Here is a 21,037-nt window from a genome sequence, read left to right as displayed (position 1 = left end):
TATCTAGCCGGGCGCGAGGAGGATGTCAAACGAGCCGTTTCGCTACGGCGCGCAGGTGAAGCTTGCCGCTTCCGTCACCGGTCCCGATTTGTAGTGCGGCCAGGCCGGCCAGCGGCACAGCGGCAGCGCGCGCAACGTCGTGAACGACGGCGCTTCGACCTTCTGCTCGGCAACTTCGATATCGCCGGGCGCCTTGCCCTTCTCGACCCAGTCGACCAGCACGCTCAGCATGTCGACATTGGCCGGCGCGCCGGAGCCGACATGGTCGACGCCGGGTGCGGTGTAGAGCCGAGCGAACTCGGCCGTTTCGGCCTTGCCGAGCTTGCGTTCGACGCTCTCGAAATAGCGGATGCCGGCATAAGGGCTCTGGGCGTAGTCGGCCATGTGCTCGAGCATGATTAGACGGCCGCCGCGCGCGCGGAAACGGCCGAGATCGGGGTCGGTCGAATCCATCAGCTTCGACACCTCGAGCAGCCGCGCCTTGTGCTCCTCCACCTTGTAGGTGGTGACGTCGAGCTTGGGATCGCGCGCGAACACATATTGAATGCCGCCGGCGCCGTAGATCCAGGCGATGCCGTTGTTGGGCGCGGGCGGCTGGGCCGGCGGCGCGGTGCCGAGCCACCACGCGGTCCAGCCGCCGGTCGGGCCGATCGCGGGCGTGTCCTCGCCCGAGACGCCCCAGCCCGGATAATCGTCGAGACCGTTGGCGAGCGCGAACGGGAATTTGTAGGTTCCGTGCAGCGTCTCGATCGCCGTGATCTGCGCGTCGGTGAGACACTGATCACCCGCTTTACCGGCCTCGCAGCGCAGCGTCTCGACCTTGAATGCGGCCTTGCAACCGACGGGATCCTGCACCAGCGCATCGTCGGAGCCGTCGGCCTTGTCACACGCCGCCCGCACGGCATCGGCGACGAGCTTCACCTGCGCCGGATTGATCCAGCCCGCGCCCATGGTGACGAGACCCGAACGCGTGCCGGCGTGCTGCAGGCCGACCCAGTTGATGACAGGCACGCGGGCAAGGATGCCGTCGAAATCGTCGGGATAACGCTGCGCCATGGTGAGACCTTCGCGGCCGCCCTCGGACGAGCCCATGAAGTACATCTTTTCGGGCATCCTGCCGTAGGCGCGCTGCATCAGCGCGACCGCGGCATCGCGCACTCTCTTGTAGGCACGATGGGCAAAGTTTTCGAACGCTTCGTCGTTCAGCGCAAAGACCTGCGGCGCCTCGCCTTGCTTGGTCTCATGACCGGAATCGGTGCCGTAAGTGACGAAGCCGCGCGCCAGCGGCGATGGCTTGTCGAAAGGATAGGCCGGCGGCAGCGCAAGGCCGGTGATCAGCACGCCGTTGAATCCGCCGCCGCCATATTGCACCGAGCGCCCGTTCCATTCGACGGGAAGGTTGACCTCGAATCTGATCGGCGGCGCCTTGGGGTCGACGGGGTCGATATGGCCGAGCACCTTGCAGAAGGCTGGATTGGCCGGCGCGATGCGCCCGGACGGCGTCGGTCCGCGTTCGGCCACACTGAGCTGCGAGGGCGCCTGCAACGTTGCGGAATCGATCTTCACGGCATCGGTCCCGCCATTGAGGCCCTTGCAGACCGTTTCTGCATCCTCCGCCAGGGTGAGCGCGAAAGCGGAATTCGCGCTCAGGGCCGCCGCCATGCCCACGAGCCATGCGCACCGCTTCGCTCTTGTCAGCGTCATCGTTTCCACCCCGTTTGTGTTCTTGTTCAAATCGACCGGAGGCCGCATTCAATGCGAGCTCCGAGCAGCCGTCAATGACGCGCTAGTGCTCGAACACCAGTCGCGCGCCGATCGTGCCGTCGAGGCTGCGGATCTGCTGCAGCAGCGCGGCGGAATCCTGGCCGCCGAGATCGGCATCGAGCACGACGTAGCCGAGATCGCCGGCGGTCTCCAGATATTGCGCGGCGATGTTGATGTCGCGCTGGAGGAAGACCTCGTTGAGCCGCCGCAGCATGCCGGGCACGTTGCGATGGACATGGCTGAAGCGCGCGCCGGAGGGACGCAAATGCAGCTGCACCTCCGGAAAATTCACCGCGCCCATGGTCGAGCCCGTGATGAAATAGTCGACCAGCTTGCGCGCGACCTCGCCGCCGATGCGCTCCTGCGCCTCCTCGGTCGAGCCGCCGATATGCGGGGTGAGAATGACGTTCTCGAGGCCCTGCACCGGGCTCTTGAAGCGATCCGCATTCGACGAGGGCTCGACCGGAAACACGTCGATCGCCGCGCCGGCGAGATGACCATCGCGCAAGGCGCGCGCGAGCGCGTCGAGATCGACCACGGTGCCGCGGCTGTTGTTGATCAGGAACGAGCCTGGCTTCATCGCCCGCAGCTCCTTCTCGCCGATCATGCCCGCAGTCTCCGGCGTCTCCGGCACGTGCAGGCTGACGACGTCGCTCTGCGCCAGCAGCTCTTGCAGTCGCTCGACCGGCTCGGTGTTGCCGTGACGGAGCTTGTCGGTGCGGTCGAAATAGATCACGCGCATGCCCATGGCTTCTGCCAGCGTCGAGAGCTGCGAGCCGATATTGCCGTAGCCGACGATGCCGAGCGTGCGGCCACGCACCTCGCGGCTGCCGGTCGCCGACTTGTCCCAGCCGCCAGCATGGGCCGACACCGAGCGCGGAAAGATCCGCCGCAGCAGCATCACGATCTCGCCGATCACGAGCTCGGCGACGCTGCGCGTGTTGGAGAACGGCGCGTTGAACACGGGAATGCCGCGCTTGCGCGCCGCCGCAAGATCGACCTGGTTGGTGCCGACGCTGAAGCAGCCGACCGCGAGCAGCTGGTCGGCAGCGGCCAGCACCTCATCGGTGATCTGGGTCCGCGAGCGGATGCCGAGCAGCGACACGCCGTCGAGCGCCCGGCGCAGCACCTCTCCGTCCAGCGCCTTGGTCAGCCGCTCGACATTGGTGAAGCCCGCGCCCTTGAAAAGGTCGACAGCGCTATCATTGACGCCTTCGAGCAGCAGCGCCTTCGCGCTCCGCTCAGGGCTTTGGCCTGGGGCTGACATGGTGTCTCCGTAGATGATGAGCTTTGCCGCAGCTCATAGACCGCGAACGATGCGCAGCACAATAGGGGGCAGATACGGGAAGAAAATGGCGGTGCGTGAGATGCTTGGCATCCCACCAGCTCCGTCATTCTCGCACGCACAGTAGCCATTCCGTCATCCTGAGGTGCGAGTGGCACGATGCGCAGCATCGCGCCGGGAGCCTCGAAGGATGAACGGCCGAGGTGCCAGCCGGGCCGTCGCCCTTCGAGGGCCGCTGAAGAAGCGGCCACCTCCAGCGGCAACGGCTTCGCCGTTGCGCGGGGGTGACGGATAATAGGATCAAATCACGTAAAACCCGTGCGTGCCGTCGCGGCGGAGCTGCTCGACGAGGCCATATTCCCAGTCGAGATAGGCTTGCATCGCAGCTTGCGCGACGTCGGTACCTTCATAAGGACGGCGGTAGCGATGGGCCGGATCGGGCTTGGGCAGCACGCGCGGCGGGCCGACCTCGAGCGCGCTGTCATAGCCGCCCTCGAGCACATAGACCTCCCAGCCCATCTGCGCCAGCCAGGACGCCGTCATGTCCGCGCGGACGCCCCTGTCGTCGGTCAGGACGATGCGTGCCCCGCGCACAGGCGCGGCCATGTCGGTTTCCTGGACGAGCTGGCCGCCGGGGTAATGGCGGAAGCCCGGGAGATGGCCGGCCGCATATTCCTCGGCGTCGCGCACGTCGAAGCGATAGAGCGTGCGATCCGTCTGCGCGACAAGCGCAGCCATCTCGCGCGCGCCGATATGACGGACACCGGCGCGATAGGCGACGTCGCGCGCATTGGCCGGGCCGCCCTCGAACGGCCCGATCTCCCCGCGCCTGTCGGCACCGTGATCGAGCGTATGCCGCCCTAGCGTCCAGCCGATGGTGCCGTTGCGCAGCGCGCGCACCTTGTTGGGCACGCCGGCATTGATCAGCGACTGGGTGCCGATGATCGAGCGGGTGCGGCCGGCGCAATTGACGATGATGATCGTTTCAGGGTCGGGAGCGGCCTGCCCTGCCCGCAGCACCAACTCGGCGCCAGGCACGCTGACCGAGCCCGGAATGTTCATGGTAGCATATTCGTCGAAACGGCGGACATCGAGGATGGCGATGTTGGCCTTCTCGGCGATCAGCTTTGCCACCTCGTCGGCGCTGAATGAAGGCGTGTGGCGCCGCGCCTCGACCAATTCGCCGAACGCTTTCGAATAGGAATTGACGTCCTCGAAGACCTCATAGCCCGCCGCACGCCAGGCCTTCAATCCGCCCTCGAGCGCGCTGACATTGGTATAGCCGAGCGCGGCCAGACGCTCGGCGCCGCTCGCGCACAGCCCTTCGCCGTCATCATAGAGCACGATCGGCACATCCTTGCGCGGCAGCCTCGTCTCGGCCTCGATCGCGATCCGGTCGGCGACCATGTTGGCGGCAAACAACGGATGTCCCGTCGCGAAGCCGGCCTCGTATCTGAGATCGAGCAGCGCGATTTCTTCGCGCAGCAGAAGGGCGCGGCGGATGCCGGCGGGAGTGACGGTCGGGAGCTTCATTGTGCGGGCCTTGCGAAGAGAACAGGGACCTTTTGAACCATTGCGGTAGCGTTGGCCAGCAATAAGCCAGAAGCACATGCGGAGATCAGGCTAGTCGCATTGGTATGTTGCGACGACCTGGGAGAAATCGCCTTGAGCAAGCGCATCGGGATCGATCCAGAAATGAAGCACGCCGCCGATATCTGAGTGCCAATCGAAAAAGGCAAGATCGCCCTCGATCTGAAGCAGCAATATATCTTCCAGATGCTCCTCGGTCGCATCCTGCCATGAGCTGCCATACCCCAGCATCTGATGAATCGCCGTGTGGAAATGGCGGCGTTGCCCCTGTTCAGCCGTCGGCGCCGTCCAACGATTTTGTCGCACGAGATTTGCAACGTAACTCAATGGAGCGTCATCGACAGCGTCGACATCGTGCGTCGCCATACAACGGATCGTATAGTTGATGGCGTTACCAAGGTCTTCCGCGATTCGGCCGACACCAGTGGTTACCTGCCTGTCCAACTTCTCGTAGCCCTGCACGATGTCGAACCACCAAGACCTGAACGCTGCCTTCGTGCCCGCATCGACATCATCCAGTGGAGTCAGATCCCGACACCGTTCGAGCCACCCTATAGCCCCGGCACGACAACGCTTCGGTTCCACGATTGCTTCTTCGGTGGGTGGCTTGCCGTAATATCCGTTCGTCAGGTCGCACTGGACATTCGATAAGACCGACCGAACCACGCAAGCGATCAGCAGCCAATTGAACGGCCAATTCTCATCCTTCTGATAGTTGTCCACGCTTCGGAACTGAAGCAGATCATTCTGATGCGGCTCGCCTGGACCTAGCGCTTTACATAATTCCTTGATCATGAGTTCGCCTCCGACGGCATCTTCCAGAAAGTAGAAATCACGGAACAGCCGGAAGGCAACCGGATATTTGAATTCGACCTTGGAATGGAAATCGACGTCGGGATTGAGCCATCTGACTTGGTAGTCACCGTCGCTGCCAGCCAACGGCATCAGATCCGGTGGTGGCTGGCGGTCGGGATACGCATTGCCGTCGGTTGGGCTGTAGAGGACGCGACACGGCGGGTGTCCCTCGCCAACGAACACAGAACTACAGAAGAAATAAAGCGTACCCCGCGTCGGAAGCGGTGACCAACCGGCCCCTGGCACTTCGGCCAAGTCGATCTGGGCCACGAATGTCAGTGCAACAGTCTCTGGTGAATTATAGGCCGTGACGTCTGCGGTGGGCCAATCGAAACGCGGAGGCAATTTGGGAAGCCCCCCGAAGAAACTTCGGGCCGAGTGCTCCAATGGCACGGGCAGATCGCTGCGCCTGACCAGCACGGCAGGCCGGGCCGTCTCTTCAAGTTCGTCTCGTTCCGACATTGCTGAAGGGCTCCCGTACACGACCTCAACGTGTGGAGGGAACCATTCTCTAACGCCCGAGACAAGGATTTCCTTGCTTGGCTGTGATGGCGACGCTTGGAGTAACTGGCCTCGGCCCAAGAGACCAAGTTGTCATCAGGCCTCTCGGCGACCGCCTCGTCCGCTCACTCGCCGGGAACGAGCCGCCCGAGCGGTGGCTGCGCCGGACGCCGCAGCCTACGGCGCGACAGATAGAGCAAAATGCCGGTGACCAAGAACAGCGGCATTGTGATCGCGACGATCATGAAGACGAGCTTGCCTGGCCAACCCAGGATCTCGCCGCGATGGATGTCGTAGATGGCCGCGATGACCTTCTCGCCGAACGTCTTGTCGGCAAAGCGCTCCGCGGAGACCAGTTGCCCGGTAACGGTGTCGATGCGGAATTCATCGCGCGTGGTTTCCAGCAACGAGGCTTTCCCCCATGACCGGATGCGCAACGTCGTACCCTGCGCCGGCAGTGTCAGCAACGCCTTGGAGAACCGGTCGCCCTCCTCGCGTTGGAACGTCGTCCATGCTTGATCGAATCCGATTGGCCGCACCGGCTCGGAGTTGGCCGCACGGGGCGACTTTGCGGGCATCTTCGCTGCGGTGACGTGCGGACGCACCAGCAGCCAGGTCACGCCGTCCTTGTACCATTCGAAGGAGAAATACAGGCCGGTGAGCGTCATCGCCAGATAGACCGGCAGGACCCAGGTGCCGATCACGGTGTGCAGCGACCGTTGCAGGGCGCGCCCACCGAGCGCGAGGTTCGGCTTCAGCCACATCTTCACGCTGCCCGCCCGCCGCGGCCAGCGCAGCACGAGGCCCGTGACCAGCATGACGATCAGGCCGAGTGCGATGGTGCCGGTGATGGGGCGTCCCCAGCCCTTGCGGTCGCCGGGAATGAGCAGCCAGCGATGCAGCCGGCGCACGGTCGCGAAGAATGCCTCGCCCCGCGGCGAGCCCAGCACGTGCGCGTCATAGGGATCGACATAGAGCGAAGCCGGCCATCCGCCCTGCTCGTCGCGGCCGAAGCGGACATGAACCGCCGCCGATGGATCGCTCGACAGCGTGACGGCAGCGACCTTGCCGAGGTCCTGCGCCGCTATCAGCCGCGCAACCAGTTCGTCAGGCATCAGCGGCGGGGCCTGACGCGGCGCGACCTGCATGATGCCGGCGTTGAGATGATCGACGATCTCGTCCTCGAAACTCATGATCGCGCCGGTCAGCGCGATCAGGGACAGCAGCAACGCCAGAACCAGACCCGCGACGGAATGGACCTGGAACAGGACCGCCTTGATCGTGTGTCCCAGCCGTACTGCCATGGCTAGAATTTCACCGTGGCCGACAGCGAGATGCGCCGCGCATCGCCGATGGCGACGTTCAAGGCATTCCCGGTGCTGGACGTATAGTAGAGCTTGTCGAACAGGTTCTTGACATTGAACTGATAAGTCACGGGCAGACTATCGATCTTGGTGTCGTACGTGGCAAAAATGTCCGCCACGGTATAGGCCGGCATGAAAAACGTGTTGGCAGAGTCGCCTGCCCGATCGCCGACATAATGCGCGCCTCCGCCAAGCCGCAGGCGTCCGGGGAGCCTGTCGCCGAAATCGTAGACGAGATAGAGCGAAGCCGTGTTCATTGGAGCATTGAACAGCTTGGCATTGCCAACAACGGGATCATTGATCAGCCGTGCGTCGGTATAGCCGTAACTTCCGATCAAGCTCCATTCGTCGGTCAGCCTGCCGGTCACGTCCAGTTCCACGCCGCGCGACCTGGCCGCACCGGACGTGCGCGCCGCCGACTTGCCGCCGCCGATGTCGTCCAGCACCAGCACGTTCTTCTTCTGGATGTCGTAGAGCGCCAGAGTGCCAGACAGCCGCTTGTTGACGTCGAATTTCAGGCCGGTCTCCCACTGCGTTCCTTCTTCGGGCGCAATGGTGGAATCGACAACGAAGCCGGCCGTGAAAGGCGGGATGACCGATGTCGGCTTCAATGACTGCGTATAGCTCACGTAATAAGAGAGCTGGTCGTTGAGTTTGAAGATGACGCCGCCGAGCGGCAGAACCTTGTCGCCTGCCAGATTGGTGGCGGTCACGAAGAGGGGGCGCCCTTTTCCCGCGAGTTGCTCATATTCCATCCAGCGCACACCACCGACCACGGACAGCCAGTTGGTCAGGTGGAACGTATCCTGGGCAAAGAAGCTGCGGGTGCCGAGCTTGTCGGTCTGCTCGCTGTCGGTTGCCGAAACGGTCGTGCCCGGCGCGACCAGTCCATAAACCGGGTTGTAGAAGTTGAAGCTGGGAGTCGCCTGGCGAATCAGATCGTGGCGATCGATCGTGCGATACAGCGCCTCGCCTCCGAACAGGATCTCGTTGCGGAAGCCGCCAACCCAAACGTCGCCTTGCAGATAGGAGGTACCGTAGCTGGCGTTGCTCAGCGAGTTGCGCGTACCGTCGTTGCTGCGGGTTTCAATACCGGTCGTGGCGTTGACGCTGGTGATACGAAGCTGGTTCGCGCTGAAAGTCTCGGTGTTGTAGCTGTAGGCCGCGGTGACCTTCCAATTGTCGTCGAGCTTCTGCTCGACTGAGGCCTGCACCAGGTCGGAAGTGCCCCACATGTTGTTGAATGGCTCGTCGAGCCGGCGCGTCTTCGGGATCGCCAGTGGAGCGCCTTTGACGAAGGCCGTGCCGCGGTCGAACGGAGTGATGAATTCGCGGTGCTCATAGGTGAGCTGGACGGTCGTGGTGTCGCCGTACCAGGCAAGCGATGGGTTCACCAGCATCTCGCGGTGGCGGCCGAAATTGCGCCAATAATCTTCGCTGACGCCGTAGCCGATGAACCGATAGGCGAGACCGCCGTCGCCGATCGGACCGGTGATGTCGAGCGTGCCGTCAGCACCGCTGCGGTTGTTCGCGTAGGTCGAGCCAAGCAGGGTGACCGAGCCGTGTTGGTAGAGCTCCGGACGCTTGCTGATGGTGTTGACGATGCCGCCGGGATCCATGATGCCGTAGAGCAGCGAAGCCGGTCCCTTCAGCACTTCGACGCTATCCACTGCGGCGTTCAGGCTGCGGCCCTGCACCAGCGGCATGCCGTTGCGCATGATCGAGCCGTCGCGGTTATCGCCGAAGCCGCGGCGGATCACTGCGTCCTGGGTCCCGGCGAGCGTGTTGGCCTGGCTGATGCCGCTGATGTTGACCAGCGCGTCGTCGACGTTGCGCGGCAATTGATCCTTCAACACCTGCGCGGGCACGACGTTGACGGTCTGCGAGGTATCGAGCGGCGAGGCTCCGGTGCGCAGCGTGGTTGCGCTCGGCATTGCGCGATAGCCGAGTTTCGCCTCCTGTTGCGCGGCAGCTGCGGCGGCAGCGCGCTCGGAGAGAGTCGGCGCAGCGGGCGCGGGATTGCGATCGGGCTGGCGCGCGGCGGTCTGCGTGCGGCGTGAAGCCTGGTCCGACGCGCGCGCCGGCTTCGGCCGCTGCGCCGGTGCCTCAACCGTTACCGGCGGCAGGGCCGATTGCGCCTGCGCGATCGTCATGTTGGAGGGGCATTCGGCGAGCAGCACGGCCGCTCCGATGAGAAGACCCGCACGGCTCTTGCCGGCGTGAGTTCGACGGCCGTTGACGTACAGGCCGTCCAGATGAGCAGGCACGTTCGATTCACTTCCAGGTCAGACGCAGCATTGAAGCTGGCGCGTCTAACAGACGCGGTGCGCGAAGAGAACCGCAGCCGGAGTTGAATCGCTCTAGTGTTGAATGGTTCTAAGACCTGAGCGGCAGCAAACGGCAATCTCCAATTGCCATCGAGCCCATTGCGACACGTCGCGCGCGAAATTCGTGGCGACGTATCACGATTTTGTGCGGCCTCACGCGATGGCAGGCGCCGTCGACTCGTCGAGCTTGCGCTTCAACGCGGCGCCGTCCGACGAGGCGCGCAGCGGCGGGCGCACGCGCAGCCACGCGGCATCGCCGGTCTGCGCCGCAAGGATCGCCTTCAGCGTGGCAGTGAACGACGGCGTCTTCAGTACGACGTCGATCGCGGCCTGCATGCGCGCTTCGACAACCTTGCCGTCGACCATGCCCTTGACCAGCTCGGGCACGACATTGGCCATGCCGCAGATGGTGCCGGCGCCGCCCGCGGCAATCGCGCGGGCGATATCGGCTTCGTTGCCGACGGTGATGGCGAGCTCGGGAGCGGCAGTGCGGAATGCCTGGAACTGCTTGAAGTCGCCGCTGGAGTCTTTCAGACCCGCGACCACCTTGCCGTAACGTTTGCGCAAGCTCGCAGCGACGGTGGTGGGGATCGCAACGCCCGACGTCTGCGGGATGTGATAGAGATAGGCGCGCAGCCGATCGTCGGCGATGCCGTCGATGATCGCGGCGAAGGCATCCTCGATGCCTTCGCCCGTGACGCTGCGATCGAAATATGGCGGCAGCAACAGGACGTGACGCAGGCCGAGGCCGAGCACGGCGCGCGTGAGCGCGATGCTGTCGGTGATGGCGGGGAAGCCGCCGCCGATGCCGATGCGTTCCGGGGCGACGCCGGCCTTGAGCACGGCCTCGATGGTCGCGATGCGCTCGCTGACATTGAAGGAGGTGCCCTCGCCCGTGGTGCCGAACAGCACGACGCCGTCGACGCCCTTGCCGAAGAGCTGCTTGGCGTGAGCCGCGAGCTTCGCTACGTCGACGCTGCCGTCCGTCGCCAGCGGCGTCGCCGATGCCACCCAGAACCCGCGAATTGCCTCGGTCATCACACTGCCCTTTGCTTCGATCCCGAACTAAGCCATTGATCTTCAACGATCTTACGAAGCTTCATCGGTCATTGTTTTTGCTTTACTTTTCGTCTTGTACCTTACATACAAGCGACACGCAAACTCTTTCCGCCGCAATCGCGCACATCAGGCGCAGCCAGCTTTTGAGGAGGTCTCGCATGAACATGGTGACCCCCATCGGACACCCCGACCAATTGCTTGGCGCCCTGCGCGACAAGCTCGGCGCAGCCGCGGTGTTGATCGGCACCGACGTGCCGGCGCGCAATTGCAACGACTGGAGTGCAAGCCTGCCGCAGGCGCCGCTGGCGGTGATCCGACCCGTGGACGCGCAAGGTGTCGCCGACGCCATTGCGACCTGCCGACAGGCGCGTCTGCCGTTCGTGCCGCAGGGCGGACTGACCGGACTGTGCCGCGGCGCCTCGCCCGAAGCCGGCTGGGTCGCGATCTCGCTGGAGCGCATGACCGGCATCGAGGAGATCGATCCTGCCTCCGCAACGATGACGGTGAAAGCGGGCACGCCGCTGGAGACGATCCAGAAGGCCGCGGACGAAGCCGGCTTCTTCTTTCCACTCGACCTCGGCTCGCGCGGCTCCTGCGCGATCGGCGGCAATCTCTCGACCAATGCCGGCGGCAACCGCGTGATCCGCTACGGCATGACGCGCGAGCTGGTGCTCGGCCTCGAAGTCGTGCTGCCCGACGGCACCATCATCACTGGCCTCAACAAGCTGATGAAGAACAACGCGGGCTATGACCTCAAGCACCTCTTCATCGGCTCCGAAGGCACGCTCGGCATCATCACCCGCGTGGTGCTGAAGCTGTTCCCGAAGCCGCGCTCGACCATGGCCGCGCTGTGCGCGCTGAAGGATTATGCCGCGGTGGTCGCGCTGCTCGGCGCGGCGCGCAGCGGGCTCGGCCCGCTGCTGTCGGCTTTCGAGGTGATGTGGCCGGACTATTGGGACGTGATCACGAATCGTGCCGGCGTGAAGCCGCCGATCGCCGCGGGCCACGGTCTCTACGTGCTGGTGGAAGCACAGGGCACCGACGAGAGCGTGGACGCGCCGCGCTTCCAGGCCTGGCTCGAGGAGCTGATGGAGCGCGGGCTGCTGGCGGATGCCGCCGTGGCGCAATCACTGGCGCAGACGCAGGCCTTCTGGCGCGTGCGCGACATCTGCGCCGAGTTCGGCCAGGTGCTGGGGCCGCATATCTCCTACGACATCGGCCTTGCGGTGGCGCGGATGGACGAGTTCGCTACGCGCTGCAAGGCGGCGCTTGCTTCCGGCATCAAGGGCTGCGAGAGCGTCTATTACGGCCATATCGGCGACGGCAATCTGCACCTCGTCTCCTGGGTCACCGGCCTTCCCGTCGAGCAGCAGCCGAAGGAAGAGATGGACGCGATCATCTACGGTCTGGTCCGTGAGCTCGGCGGCAGCGTCTCCGCCGAGCACGGCATCGGCACCTTGAAGAAGAAATGGCTGGGCCATGCCCGCAGCGAAGCCGAGATCGCGCTGATGCGGACGCTGAAAGCGGCGCTCGATCCCGATCAGCTGCTCAATCCCGGCAAGGTGATCTGAGAAACGCCAATGCGCTCGCTCAAGCTCGATACGCCGAAATCGCTGTCGCAGCGGGTGATGCAGCGGCTGCGGCAGGCAATCATCGACGGCGAGTTCGCGTTAGGGGCCGCCATCTCCGAGGAGATGGTGGCCAATTCCTTCGGCGTCAGCCGCACCCCGGTGCGCGAGGCCATGGGCCAGTTGCAGGCACAAGGCCTTGTGGTGATCCGGCCGCAAGTCGGCAGTTTTGTCTTTACGCCGAGTGCGGATGACATCAATGCGCTCTGCACCTTCCGCATCGCGCTCGAGCCCAAGGCCGCCGAGCTCGCCTATCGTCACGATCGCGACGGTGCGGTCGCCTCGATGAGCGAGGCGATCGCGGCGATGGAGCCGGCGGTTGTGGCAAAGGACAACGTCGCCTATGGCCGCGCCGACGCCGTCTTTCACGAGGCGCTGTTCGCCCATTGCGGCAACCGCTACCTCGCCGAATCCTATCAGCTGGTCTCCGGCCGCGTCGCCGCGCTTCGCACCAATCTGACCTCGCCGATCGACGTGCGCACCCGCACGTCGTTCGACGAGCATCGCAAGCTGCTCGATTTGTTCGCGCGCGGCGAGCTCGCCGCCTTCGAAGAATCGATGACCACGCACATCACCAATTCGGGCGTGGTCTATGCCAAGGCCTTGAGGGTGGAGACGCCCGAAGTGGATCGAGCGTGACTATTTCGCGTCCAGCCGTCCCGGCCTGTCCAGGAAATCCAGCGCGGTGTTGATCTGTTCGAGCTGGTGCTCGATCTTGTCGCGATCCTCGACCGATGGCGCCTTTTCGAGCTGTTCCACGAGCTTCTGCTTTCGCGACAGCAAGTTCTCTATGACCGTACTCACAGCTCCCCCATCGCCCCATCGAGGCAGGATTGCGGATTGAGCAGGCGCGCACGAGCCGGGCCACGCCGACCCTCGCGTCAATGTTCCCGGCGGCAGTTGGTTCCAGCGATTCGCATGTGAGGCCGTCGGATGGAGCCACGCAGTCCGATAACGGAATGACCGCCAGTTGAATTCACGGGCCGAGAGCCCTATGCCTACGCCCCATGGACACCCAGATCGCCACCGCCGCAAAGCCCCTGATGGCGCAAGCCCAGCCGCGCAAGCCGGCGCCGTTCCTTCCCATGAGTCGCGCCGAGATGGACGCGCTCGGCTGGGACGCCTGCGACATCGTGCTGGTGACCGGGGACGCCTATGTCGACCATCCGAGTTTTGGCATGGCGATCATCGGCCGATTGCTGGAGGCGCAGGGCTTTCGGGTCGGCATCATCTCGCAGCCGGACTGGCATTCGGCCGAGCCGTTCAAGGTGCTCGGCAAGCCAAAAGTGTTCTTCGGCGTCACCGGCGGCAACATGGATTCCATGGTCAACCGCTACACCGCGGATCGACGTCTCCGCCATGACGATGCCTATACGGCCGGCGGCGAAGGCGGCAAGCGGCCGGACCGCTGCACTGTCGTCTACGCCCAGCGCTGCCGCGAGGCGTTCAAGGACGTAGCCGTAGTGCTCGGCGGCATCGAGGCCTCGCTGCGCCGGATCGCGCATTACGACTATTGGTCCGACAAGGTGCGCCGTTCGGTGCTGGCCGACGCCAAGGCCGACCTCCTGCTGTACGGCAATGCCGAGCGCGCCGTGGTCGAAGTCGCGCAGCGGCTCGCCGCCGGCGAAGCGCCGCGCGCGCTCGACGACATCAGGGGCGTCGCGCTGTTTCGCAAAGTTCCTGCGGACTACACAGAGCTGCATGCCGACGATCTCGATTCCGCCGACGAGGGCGCCACGCGCCAGAAGGGCGCGACCGTGATCCGGCTGCCGGCACTGGAGCAGGTCGAGCAGGACAAGGAAGCTTATGCGCGGGCGTCGCGCGTGCTGCACCGGGAGAGCAACCCCGGCAATGCGCGGCCGCTGGTGCAGCGTCATGGCGACCGCGATCTCTGGCTCAACCCGCCGCCGATCCCGCTCACCAGCGACGAGATGGACGCGGTCTACGACCTGCCCTACGCGCGCGCCCCGCATCCGTCATATGGCGATGCGAAGATTCCAGCCTGGGACATGATCAAGTTCTCGGTGACGATCATGCGCGGCTGTTTCGGCGGCTGCACCTTCTGCTCGATCACCGAGCACGAGGGCCGCATCATCCAGAACCGCTCGGAAGGATCGATCCTGCGCGAGATCGAGAAGATCCGCGACAAGACGCCGGGCTTCACCGGCGTAATCTCCGACATCGGCGGCCCCACCGCCAACATGTACCGGATGGCGTGCAAGGACCCGAAGGTCGAAGCCGCGTGCCGGCGGCCGTCCTGCGTCTTCCCCGAGATCTGCCCGAACCTCAACACCTCGCATGACGATCTGATCCGGCTCTATCGCAAGGTGCGCGAGACAAAAGGCATCAAGAAGGTGATGGTGGCTTCCGGCGTGCGCTACGACCTCGCGGTCGAGAGCCCGGAATACATCAAGGAGCTCGTCACCCATCACGTCGGCGGCTATCTCAAGATCGCCCCTGAGCACACCGAGCGCGGCCCGCTCGACAAGATGATGAAGCCGGGCATCGGCGCCTACAACAAGTTCAAGCGGATGTTCGATGAAGCGGCCGAGCGGGCCGGCAAGAAATATTACCTGATCCCCTATTTCATCGCGGCACATCCGGGCACGACCGACGAGGACATGATGAACCTCGCGCTGTGGCTGAAGAAGAACCGCTATCGCGCCGATCAGGTGCAGACCTTCCTGCCCTCGCCGATGGCGACCGCGACCGCGATGTACCACACCGGCGTCAATCCCTTGCGCGGCGTGCGCCACGGCGGCAGCGACAAGGTCGAGGCGATCAAGGGCCTGCGCCAGCGCCGCCTGCACAAGGCGTTTTTGCGCTACCACGATCCCGACAACTGGCCCGTGCTGCGCGAGGCCTTGATCGAGATGGGTCGCCGCGATCTGATCGGCTCACAGCCCTATCAGCTCGTGCCGGCGCACCAGCCGCCCGGCACCGGCAAGGCGGCCGGCACACGGCGGCCGGTGCGGCCGGGCGGCAAGACGCAGAAGTTCACGACCAAAGGTCTGCGGGTGATGAAGTAGGCGCGAAGCGCTCCGGCTTGCCTCGCGCGTCGCGTCTCCGAGACAGAATTGTCGAAAACAACCCCATGCACAGTAGACGGCATGAGCGGGATCAATGGGTTAGGACGCGTATAAACCGGCTGATCTCTGGGTGCGCGCAGACCGCTTGACTTCGCCGCCATCACGTAACATGTAAAGTTACATGAAACGAGATTCCCGACTCTCCGGCGTTCTCCACATTCTCCTGCACATGGCGCAGCAACCGGGGCCGTTCACGTCCGAGACCCTGGCCAGGGCCATGGACACCAATCCGGTGGTGATCCGCCGCATCATGGCGGGCCTGCGGGAGATCGGTTACGTGCGCTCCGAGAAGGGGCACGGCGGCGGCTGGACCATTGCCTGCGACCTGTCGAAGGTGACGCTGCGCGATGTCTATGCCGCGCTCGGCAATCCCCCGCTTCTGGCCATGGGCAACCGGACCGAGTCGCCCGGCTGTCTGGTGGAGCAGGCCGTCAATGCCGCGCTCGACCAGGCCTTTGACGATGCGGAAGCGCTGCTGCTGGCGCGGCTCGGCGAGGTGACGCTGGCGATGCTGGGCGAAGATCTTCGCAAGCGGCTCGGGTCCCGAAAGATCCACGACATCAGCGCGCATCGCGCGTGAACGGCTCCAGTCACGGGGACAACATCATGACCGACATTCAAGCCGCATTCTCCGATCCGCAATTCGTGGCGAGATACACCGAGGGGCCGCGGCGCTTCGTGCCGGGCTATGACGCCATGCAGTCCATGACGGCGATTCTGCTCGCCGAAAGCGTCCCCCGCGATGGGCAGGTGCTCGTCCTCGGCGCGGGTGGCGGCCTCGAGCTCAAAGCGTTTGCGCAAGCACATCCCGGTTGGCGCTTCGACGGCGTCGATCCGTCCGCGGCGATGCTGGCGCTGGCCGGGCAAACCCTGGGATCGCTCGCACCACGTGCACGCCTGCATCAAGGCTATATCGACGATGCGCCGGAGGGACCGTTCGACGGTGCCACCTGCCTGCTGACCCTGCACTTCGTCGATGTCGCCGAGCGGCGCCGCATCGCCTCGGAGGTCCGCCGCCGGCTCAAGCCGCGCGCGCCGTTCGTGGTCGCGCATCTGAGCGCGCCCGATGGCGAGCAGGAGCGCCCACTGTGGCTGTCGCGCTACTCCGCGTTCCTGGCGGCGTCAGGCGTCGAGCCCGAGCAGGCTGCGGCCGCGCGGAACGCCGTCACCAACCATCTGGAGATTCTCGCACCGGCGCAGGACGAGGTGATCTTGCGCGAGGCCGGCTTTTCCGATCCTACGCTGTTCTACACCGGCTTCGCCTTCCGCGGCTGGGTGGCCTACGCGTGAGACATCACGACGGCCGGGGATTCATGCCAGAGCCGGATGCGCCGGCGTGTGTGGACATGATTCCTTGCCCCGCGAATGAGGCGGTGTGACAACGTTTCTTTTAGCGCCAGATTGAGCAGAGCAGCCACTTCAATTCGTCGTGGTCTTGCCGCCACGCATGGACACGAGCCTGTCCTCACGAAATCGGAGAATGAGCCATGCGGTCTCATCAAAACCGTCTGCGAGCTTTCCGTGGTGAGAACCATCTGGGCCGCTTCCGACTTCGACGGCGGTCCCAGCGCTGTGACGACCTCCGAACGCGACATACCTAAATGCAGCTTGCCGTCGAAGACGAGGGGCGCGAACTTTTCCGGGATGATGGCGCAATCGGTCGAGGTCTCGGTGTCGTTCTCGGTGCGCTCTTCAACGACTTCTGTGACGAGATGGTCCGGGCCGCCCATCTCTCCGCTGGACACGATCCATAGTCGATGCTGCGCGCGCCTATAGCACAACCAATAGACACTATCTCCGGCGTCACCTTGGTGTTGGATGGTCCCTTTGCCCACGGCTTCGCGAACCGCGCCGAGCCGCGTCTTCTCGAAGCGGCCGGCGAATGCGCCCAGCGAGAAGCGGGTCACCAATCTCTTCACGACCGTCGGAGGCACGTGCTCGAACGCATGTTCGCGGTCTGGAGGCGGAGGTGTCTGCGCGGAGCAGTCGTGCGCGGGGATCGCGAAAAGGAGAAGCACCAGGAAGAGCGCCTTTCGACCATCGACTCCGAATTGCCCTCCATTGAAGATTGAGCGCTTCCGCATAGCTCGATAGCTCATCATTTTGGGCTCAAAGCTTTCTTCACCCGCCCGATCGCTTCCAGGGCGTCGGGATTCGGCCTGTCGCTATTTCCCCGAACCCTCTTCCGACCCTTGGTCGGGGTTACAATTCAAATGGTTCATATACGAACTCGGCTCACCGACGTGAGCGGTGGCATTCTCCGCGGCTGCAGACGCATCACCGACATTAACCCTGTTGGGAAATGGTTGGCCGCACGTCGGCTGCCGCCGACAAGTTGCCTTATTGCGGCGGAGAATTTTCGGCGGCGCTAACCCCGGGTTAGAGGCGCATTATGCTGAAGATGGCGTTGTTGGGCCTCCTCATCCTGTTGAGTGCAGGCGTACTGTCGGCAATGGAGCTGAGCGCACCACCGCGTCGCGCCGTCGCGATCGCCCCGCCGCTTGCCGAGCAGGGCGCAAGCGTCTCTGCTTCCCATGACGCGTTGCCGAAGGCCGATCGCCTCGATGTTGCCGCCGTGAGCAGCGCGATGCCGACACAGGTTGCTCCGGTCGATAATTCCGTTGCTCCGCGAGACATCCAAGTCGGTTCGACCACGCCGGAACCGGTCGTCCGTCATCGGCGCAATGCAAAGACGATCGCGGCCGCCGAACGCCCCAAGCCGAAGCCAAAGGCAATTGTTGCCAAGCGGACGACCAATGTTCAGGGTGCAAAGGCCGCCGGCGAGACCGAGCCCTGTCGGCTCAAGGCGTTTGGCGGCTTGCTCAAAGCGCTGAATTTGACCGGTTGCGAGATCTGAGGACACCGCAAGCCCAAACCCCTGCCTGCTTTCGCCCAGGGGGGCTTGCGGCCCATACGCCTTGTCGCCATCTTTCTCGGCCGACGCCTCGCAAATTCTTCCGGTCATGCATACGTTGCGTCCATGAAAAAAATCGGATTCCTCTCCTTCGGACACTGGACCCCCTCGCCGCAATCGCAGACCCGCTCGGCGGCGGACACGCTGCTACAATCGATCGAGCTTGCGGTCGCGGCCGAGCAGCTCGGGGCCGACGGCGCCTATTTCCGCGTGCACCATTTCGCGCGGCAGCTCGCTTCGCCCTTTCCGCTGCTCGCGGCCGTCGGCGCCAAGACCAGCAGGATCGAGATCGGCACGGCCGTGATCGACATGCGCTACGAGAACCCACTCTACATGGTGGAAGACGCCGGAAGTGCCGACCTCATTGCCGGCGGCCGGCTGCAGCTCGGCATCAGCCGCGGCTCGCCCGAGCAGGTGATCGACGGCTGGCGCTACTTTGGTTATCTCCCGGCCGAGGGGCGGAGCGATGCCGACATGGGCCGGCGCCATGCCGAGGTCTTCCTCGACCTCTTGCGCGGCGAAGGGTTTGCGGAGCCCAATCCGCGGCCGATGTTTCCGAACCCACCGGGGCTGTTGCGCCTCGAGCCGCATGCGCAGGGCCTGCGCGAGCGAATCTGGTGGGGCGCCGGCTCGAACGCCACCGCGGTGTGGGCGGCCAAGCTCGGCATGAATCTGCAGAGCTCGACGCTGAAGAACGACGAGACCGGCGAAGCCTTTCACGTGCAGCAGGCGGCGCAGATTCGCAGCTTTCGCGCCGCGTGGAAGGAAGCCGGCCACGCCCGCGAGCCACGCGTGTCCGTCAGCCGCAGCATCTTCGCGCTGATGAACGACCGCGACCGCGCCTATTTCGGCGGGGAGCGCGGCGGCGAAGACCAGATCGGCTTCATCGACCCGCAGACCCGCGCGATCTTCGGCCGGAGCTATGCGGCGGAGCCGGAGGTGTTGATCGAGCAGCTCAGGCAGGACGAGGCGATCGCCGAGGCGGATACCCTGCTGTTGACGATCCCGAACCAGCTCGGCGTCGATTATTGCGCGCATGCGATCGAGGCGATCCTGACGCATGTGGCGCCGGCGCTTGGGTGGCGTTGACATGAGTCGGCACTGCACGACCAGAAGTCGCGATTGACTTCATACGCTACCCCGCCAAAGATGCCCTGGGGACTGTTGGACTGAACCAGGGGGCTGGAATGCGCTTGTATCCGGGGATCTTTGCCGTGGCTTTCTTGCTGGCGGGGTGCGCGTCAGGGCCGACGGGCAGCGCGGCTCTGACGGATAACGTGAAGGCAAATACCGCGCGGCTGGTGGTCTATCGCTCATCCGCCCTGGGTTTCGCGGTCCAGCCAAGCTATTCGGTAGATGGACGCGTCGTTGGAGGCAGTCAGGCTGCGGGTTTCGTGGCTTGCGACCTGGCTCCGGGCCGCCACGAGGTTGCGGTCAACAATCTTCCGCTGAGCAGCAATCTGTTCGGGCAAGGCAGCGAGAAGGTGAGCCTCGATCTGCGCGCCGGCAGCACCATCTACCTCTCCGCCCAGCCGCAGATGGGAATCATCACGCCGGTGCAATCACGTTGATTCAGGTCACGGAAAGCCAGGGCCGTGCCGACGTCGCCAGCTTGCATCAGAGCAACGGCTCATGTGGCAAGGCGTGATCTGAGGCGCTCCGCCGTCGAAACGCGGATGAAACGCCTTGTCCTGCAAATCATCTTGCGCCTCGGCCGCTATGCGATCCTTCCGGTCGTCGCGCTGGCCTGCACGATTCTCGCCAACTGTGCGCGCGTTCATAAAGAAGACGCGAAAGACCCCACGCACCGAGATTGAACTGGCGTTACGGAGAGCCAATGAGATCACATGACAATCTCGCTCGAATAGAAGGTTAGTTTTGTCATAGGCAATCGTGCCAAATGGAAAGAAGGTCACGTGACAATCCCGTTCGACAAGCTTGCGCTATGCCGAGGCTACCGGCAGCAAGTTCCGGGTACGTCTATCGGCAGCCTGATCTGCCACCCGCCCCCTCGCCCGCCTTCACGCTCGCATCGATCAGCAGCATCGCCGCCGCGAGCGCCGACTGGGCGGGACTGCTTCGGACTGCTGCCCGGTGACGTAGATGCCTTATCAGCAATAGCGGGGGCGTCGCCGTGGAGGGGTGCGCGCGCCCCATGGCGGGGGCGAGCTGTGCAAGTCCTCAGCGCGACTGGACCCAGGTCGTGCTATCCTCGTCTTCCTGACGCCGAGCTTGCCGCCATCAGCCGGGTCGCACGATGAACCAGCATCTGTCCCTCGTCAGCCTCGTGGTCGCGGACTACGATGAAGCGATTGCCTTCTTCACGCGCGCGCTGAATTTCGAGCTTTGCGAGGACACGCCGCTCGGTGGCGGCAAGCGCTGGGTGGTCGTGCGGCCGCGGGGCCAACCTGGCACTGGCCTGCTCCTGGCGCGGGCGGACGGTCCGGCGCAAACGGCGCGCATCGGCGACCAGACCGGCGGGCGCGTCTTCCTGTTCCTGGAAACGGATGATTTCGAGCGCGATCATGCGCGCATGGTCGCCGCGGGCGTGCGTTTCGTCGAGGCGCCACGGCATGAGGCCTATGGCGTCGTGGCGGTTTTCGAGGATCTCTGTGGCAACCGCTGGGACCTGATCCAATCAGTCAAGCGCAATTGACGCAG

18 protein-coding genes are annotated in these 21,037 nt (G+C 64.4%); 9 read left to right on the top strand and 9 right to left on the bottom strand.

Annotation, left to right across the window (positions count from 1 at the left end):
• Positions 1-42: 42 nt before the first annotated feature.
• The 7 genes from XH84_RS36465 to XH84_RS36435 all read right to left on the bottom strand — a co-directional run bounded on the left by XH84_RS36465 (position 43) and on the right by XH84_RS36435 (position 10,724).
• The gene (locus tag XH84_RS36465; RefSeq protein ID WP_164936227.1) at positions 43-1,704 is read right to left on the bottom strand and encodes a tannase/feruloyl esterase family alpha/beta hydrolase; all 1,662 of its coding nucleotides are present in this window, start codon (positions 1,702-1,704) and stop codon (positions 43-45) included.
• Between the two features lie 82 nt (positions 1,705-1,786).
• Entirely contained in the window at positions 1,787-3,031 is a 1,245-nt protein-coding gene (gene serA / locus XH84_RS36460; RefSeq protein ID WP_128919223.1) for a phosphoglycerate dehydrogenase, read from the bottom strand.
• Positions 3,032-3,349: 318 nt separating this feature from the next.
• Complete coding sequence (locus tag XH84_RS36455; protein WP_128919222.1) at positions 3,350-4,582, bottom strand: rhodanese-like domain-containing protein; 1,233 nt, start codon at positions 4,580-4,582, stop codon at positions 3,350-3,352.
• Between the two features lie 90 nt (positions 4,583-4,672).
• The gene (locus tag XH84_RS36450) at positions 4,673-5,956 is read right to left on the bottom strand and encodes a DUF1963 domain-containing protein (RefSeq protein WP_128919221.1); all 1,284 of its coding nucleotides are present in this window, start codon (positions 5,954-5,956) and stop codon (positions 4,673-4,675) included.
• Between the two features lie 164 nt (positions 5,957-6,120).
• Positions 6,121-7,299, bottom strand: a complete 1,179-nt coding sequence (locus XH84_RS36445) for a PepSY-associated TM helix domain-containing protein (protein ID WP_128919220.1) — start codon at positions 7,297-7,299, stop codon at positions 6,121-6,123.
• 2 nt (positions 7,300-7,301) lie between these two features.
• Entirely contained in the window at positions 7,302-9,626 is a 2,325-nt protein-coding gene (locus tag XH84_RS36440; protein ID WP_128919219.1) for a TonB-dependent siderophore receptor, read from the bottom strand.
• A 213-nt stretch (positions 9,627-9,839) separates the two neighbouring features.
• Positions 9,840-10,724, bottom strand: a complete 885-nt coding sequence (locus XH84_RS36435; RefSeq protein WP_164936226.1) for a dihydrodipicolinate synthase family protein — start codon at positions 10,722-10,724, stop codon at positions 9,840-9,842.
• A 179-nt stretch (positions 10,725-10,903) separates the two neighbouring features.
• Here XH84_RS36435 and XH84_RS36430 point away from each other — a divergent pair, with 179 nt between their 5' ends.
• From XH84_RS36430 to XH84_RS36410, 5 genes are all read left to right on the top strand, one after another.
• On the top strand, positions 10,904-12,316 hold the full coding sequence (locus XH84_RS36430; protein WP_128919217.1) for an FAD-binding oxidoreductase: 1,413 nt from the start codon (positions 10,904-10,906) through the stop codon (positions 12,314-12,316).
• Between the two features lie 9 nt (positions 12,317-12,325).
• Positions 12,326-13,012 carry a GntR family transcriptional regulator gene (locus XH84_RS36425; RefSeq protein WP_128919216.1) on the top strand — a complete coding sequence of 229 codons (687 nt, stop codon included), beginning with the start codon at positions 12,326-12,328 and terminating at the stop codon, positions 13,010-13,012.
• Positions 13,013-13,380: 368 nt separating this feature from the next.
• The gene (locus tag XH84_RS36420; RefSeq protein WP_128919215.1) at positions 13,381-15,402 is read left to right on the top strand and encodes a YgiQ family radical SAM protein; all 2,022 of its coding nucleotides are present in this window, start codon (positions 13,381-13,383) and stop codon (positions 15,400-15,402) included.
• Positions 15,403-15,583: 181 nt separating this feature from the next.
• On the top strand, positions 15,584-16,042 hold the full coding sequence (locus XH84_RS36415) for an Rrf2 family transcriptional regulator (RefSeq protein ID WP_128919214.1): 459 nt from the start codon (positions 15,584-15,586) through the stop codon (positions 16,040-16,042).
• Positions 16,043-16,068: 26 nt separating this feature from the next.
• Positions 16,069-16,752 (top strand): class I SAM-dependent methyltransferase, encoded by a 684-nt coding sequence (locus tag XH84_RS36410; RefSeq protein WP_128919213.1) that lies wholly within the window; start codon positions 16,069-16,071, stop codon positions 16,750-16,752.
• Here XH84_RS36410 and XH84_RS36405 read toward each other — a convergent pair.
• On the bottom strand, positions 16,743-17,564 hold the full coding sequence (locus XH84_RS36405; protein WP_128919212.1) for a hypothetical protein: 822 nt from the start codon (positions 17,562-17,564) through the stop codon (positions 16,743-16,745). The genes XH84_RS36410 and XH84_RS36405 overlap by 10 nt on opposite strands.
• A 290-nt stretch (positions 17,565-17,854) precedes the next feature.
• On the opposite strand from XH84_RS36405, the gene XH84_RS36400 reads away from it, so the two are divergent.
• From XH84_RS36400 to XH84_RS36390, 3 genes are all read left to right on the top strand, one after another.
• Entirely contained in the window at positions 17,855-18,319 is a 465-nt protein-coding gene (locus tag XH84_RS36400; RefSeq protein WP_128919211.1) for a hypothetical protein, read from the top strand.
• Between the two features lie 123 nt (positions 18,320-18,442).
• Positions 18,443-19,465, top strand: a complete 1,023-nt coding sequence (locus XH84_RS36395) for an LLM class flavin-dependent oxidoreductase (protein ID WP_128919210.1) — start codon at positions 18,443-18,445, stop codon at positions 19,463-19,465.
• Between the two features lie 98 nt (positions 19,466-19,563).
• Positions 19,564-19,947 carry a DUF2846 domain-containing protein gene (locus XH84_RS36390; RefSeq protein ID WP_245471989.1) on the top strand — a complete coding sequence of 128 codons (384 nt, stop codon included), beginning with the start codon at positions 19,564-19,566 and terminating at the stop codon, positions 19,945-19,947.
• Positions 19,948-19,953: 6 nt separating this feature from the next.
• Here XH84_RS36390 and XH84_RS40465 read toward each other — a convergent pair whose 3' ends face one another.
• Positions 19,954-20,292, bottom strand: coding sequence for a hypothetical protein (locus tag XH84_RS40465; RefSeq protein WP_206734127.1), 339 nt, complete (start codon positions 20,290-20,292; stop codon positions 19,954-19,956).
• Positions 20,293-20,633: 341 nt separating this feature from the next.
• Between XH84_RS40465 and XH84_RS36380 the strand changes: the two genes are divergently transcribed.
• Positions 20,634-21,032 (top strand): VOC family protein, encoded by a 399-nt coding sequence (locus XH84_RS36380; protein ID WP_128919209.1) that lies wholly within the window; start codon positions 20,634-20,636, stop codon positions 21,030-21,032.
• Positions 21,033-21,037 lie beyond the last annotated feature (5 nt).

Origin of the sequence: Bradyrhizobium nanningense (assembly GCF_004114535.1) — a bacterium.
Lineage (GTDB): Bacteria > Pseudomonadota > Alphaproteobacteria > Rhizobiales > Xanthobacteraceae > Bradyrhizobium > Bradyrhizobium nanningense.
This window is presented reverse-complemented; position numbering and strand designations above follow the sequence as displayed.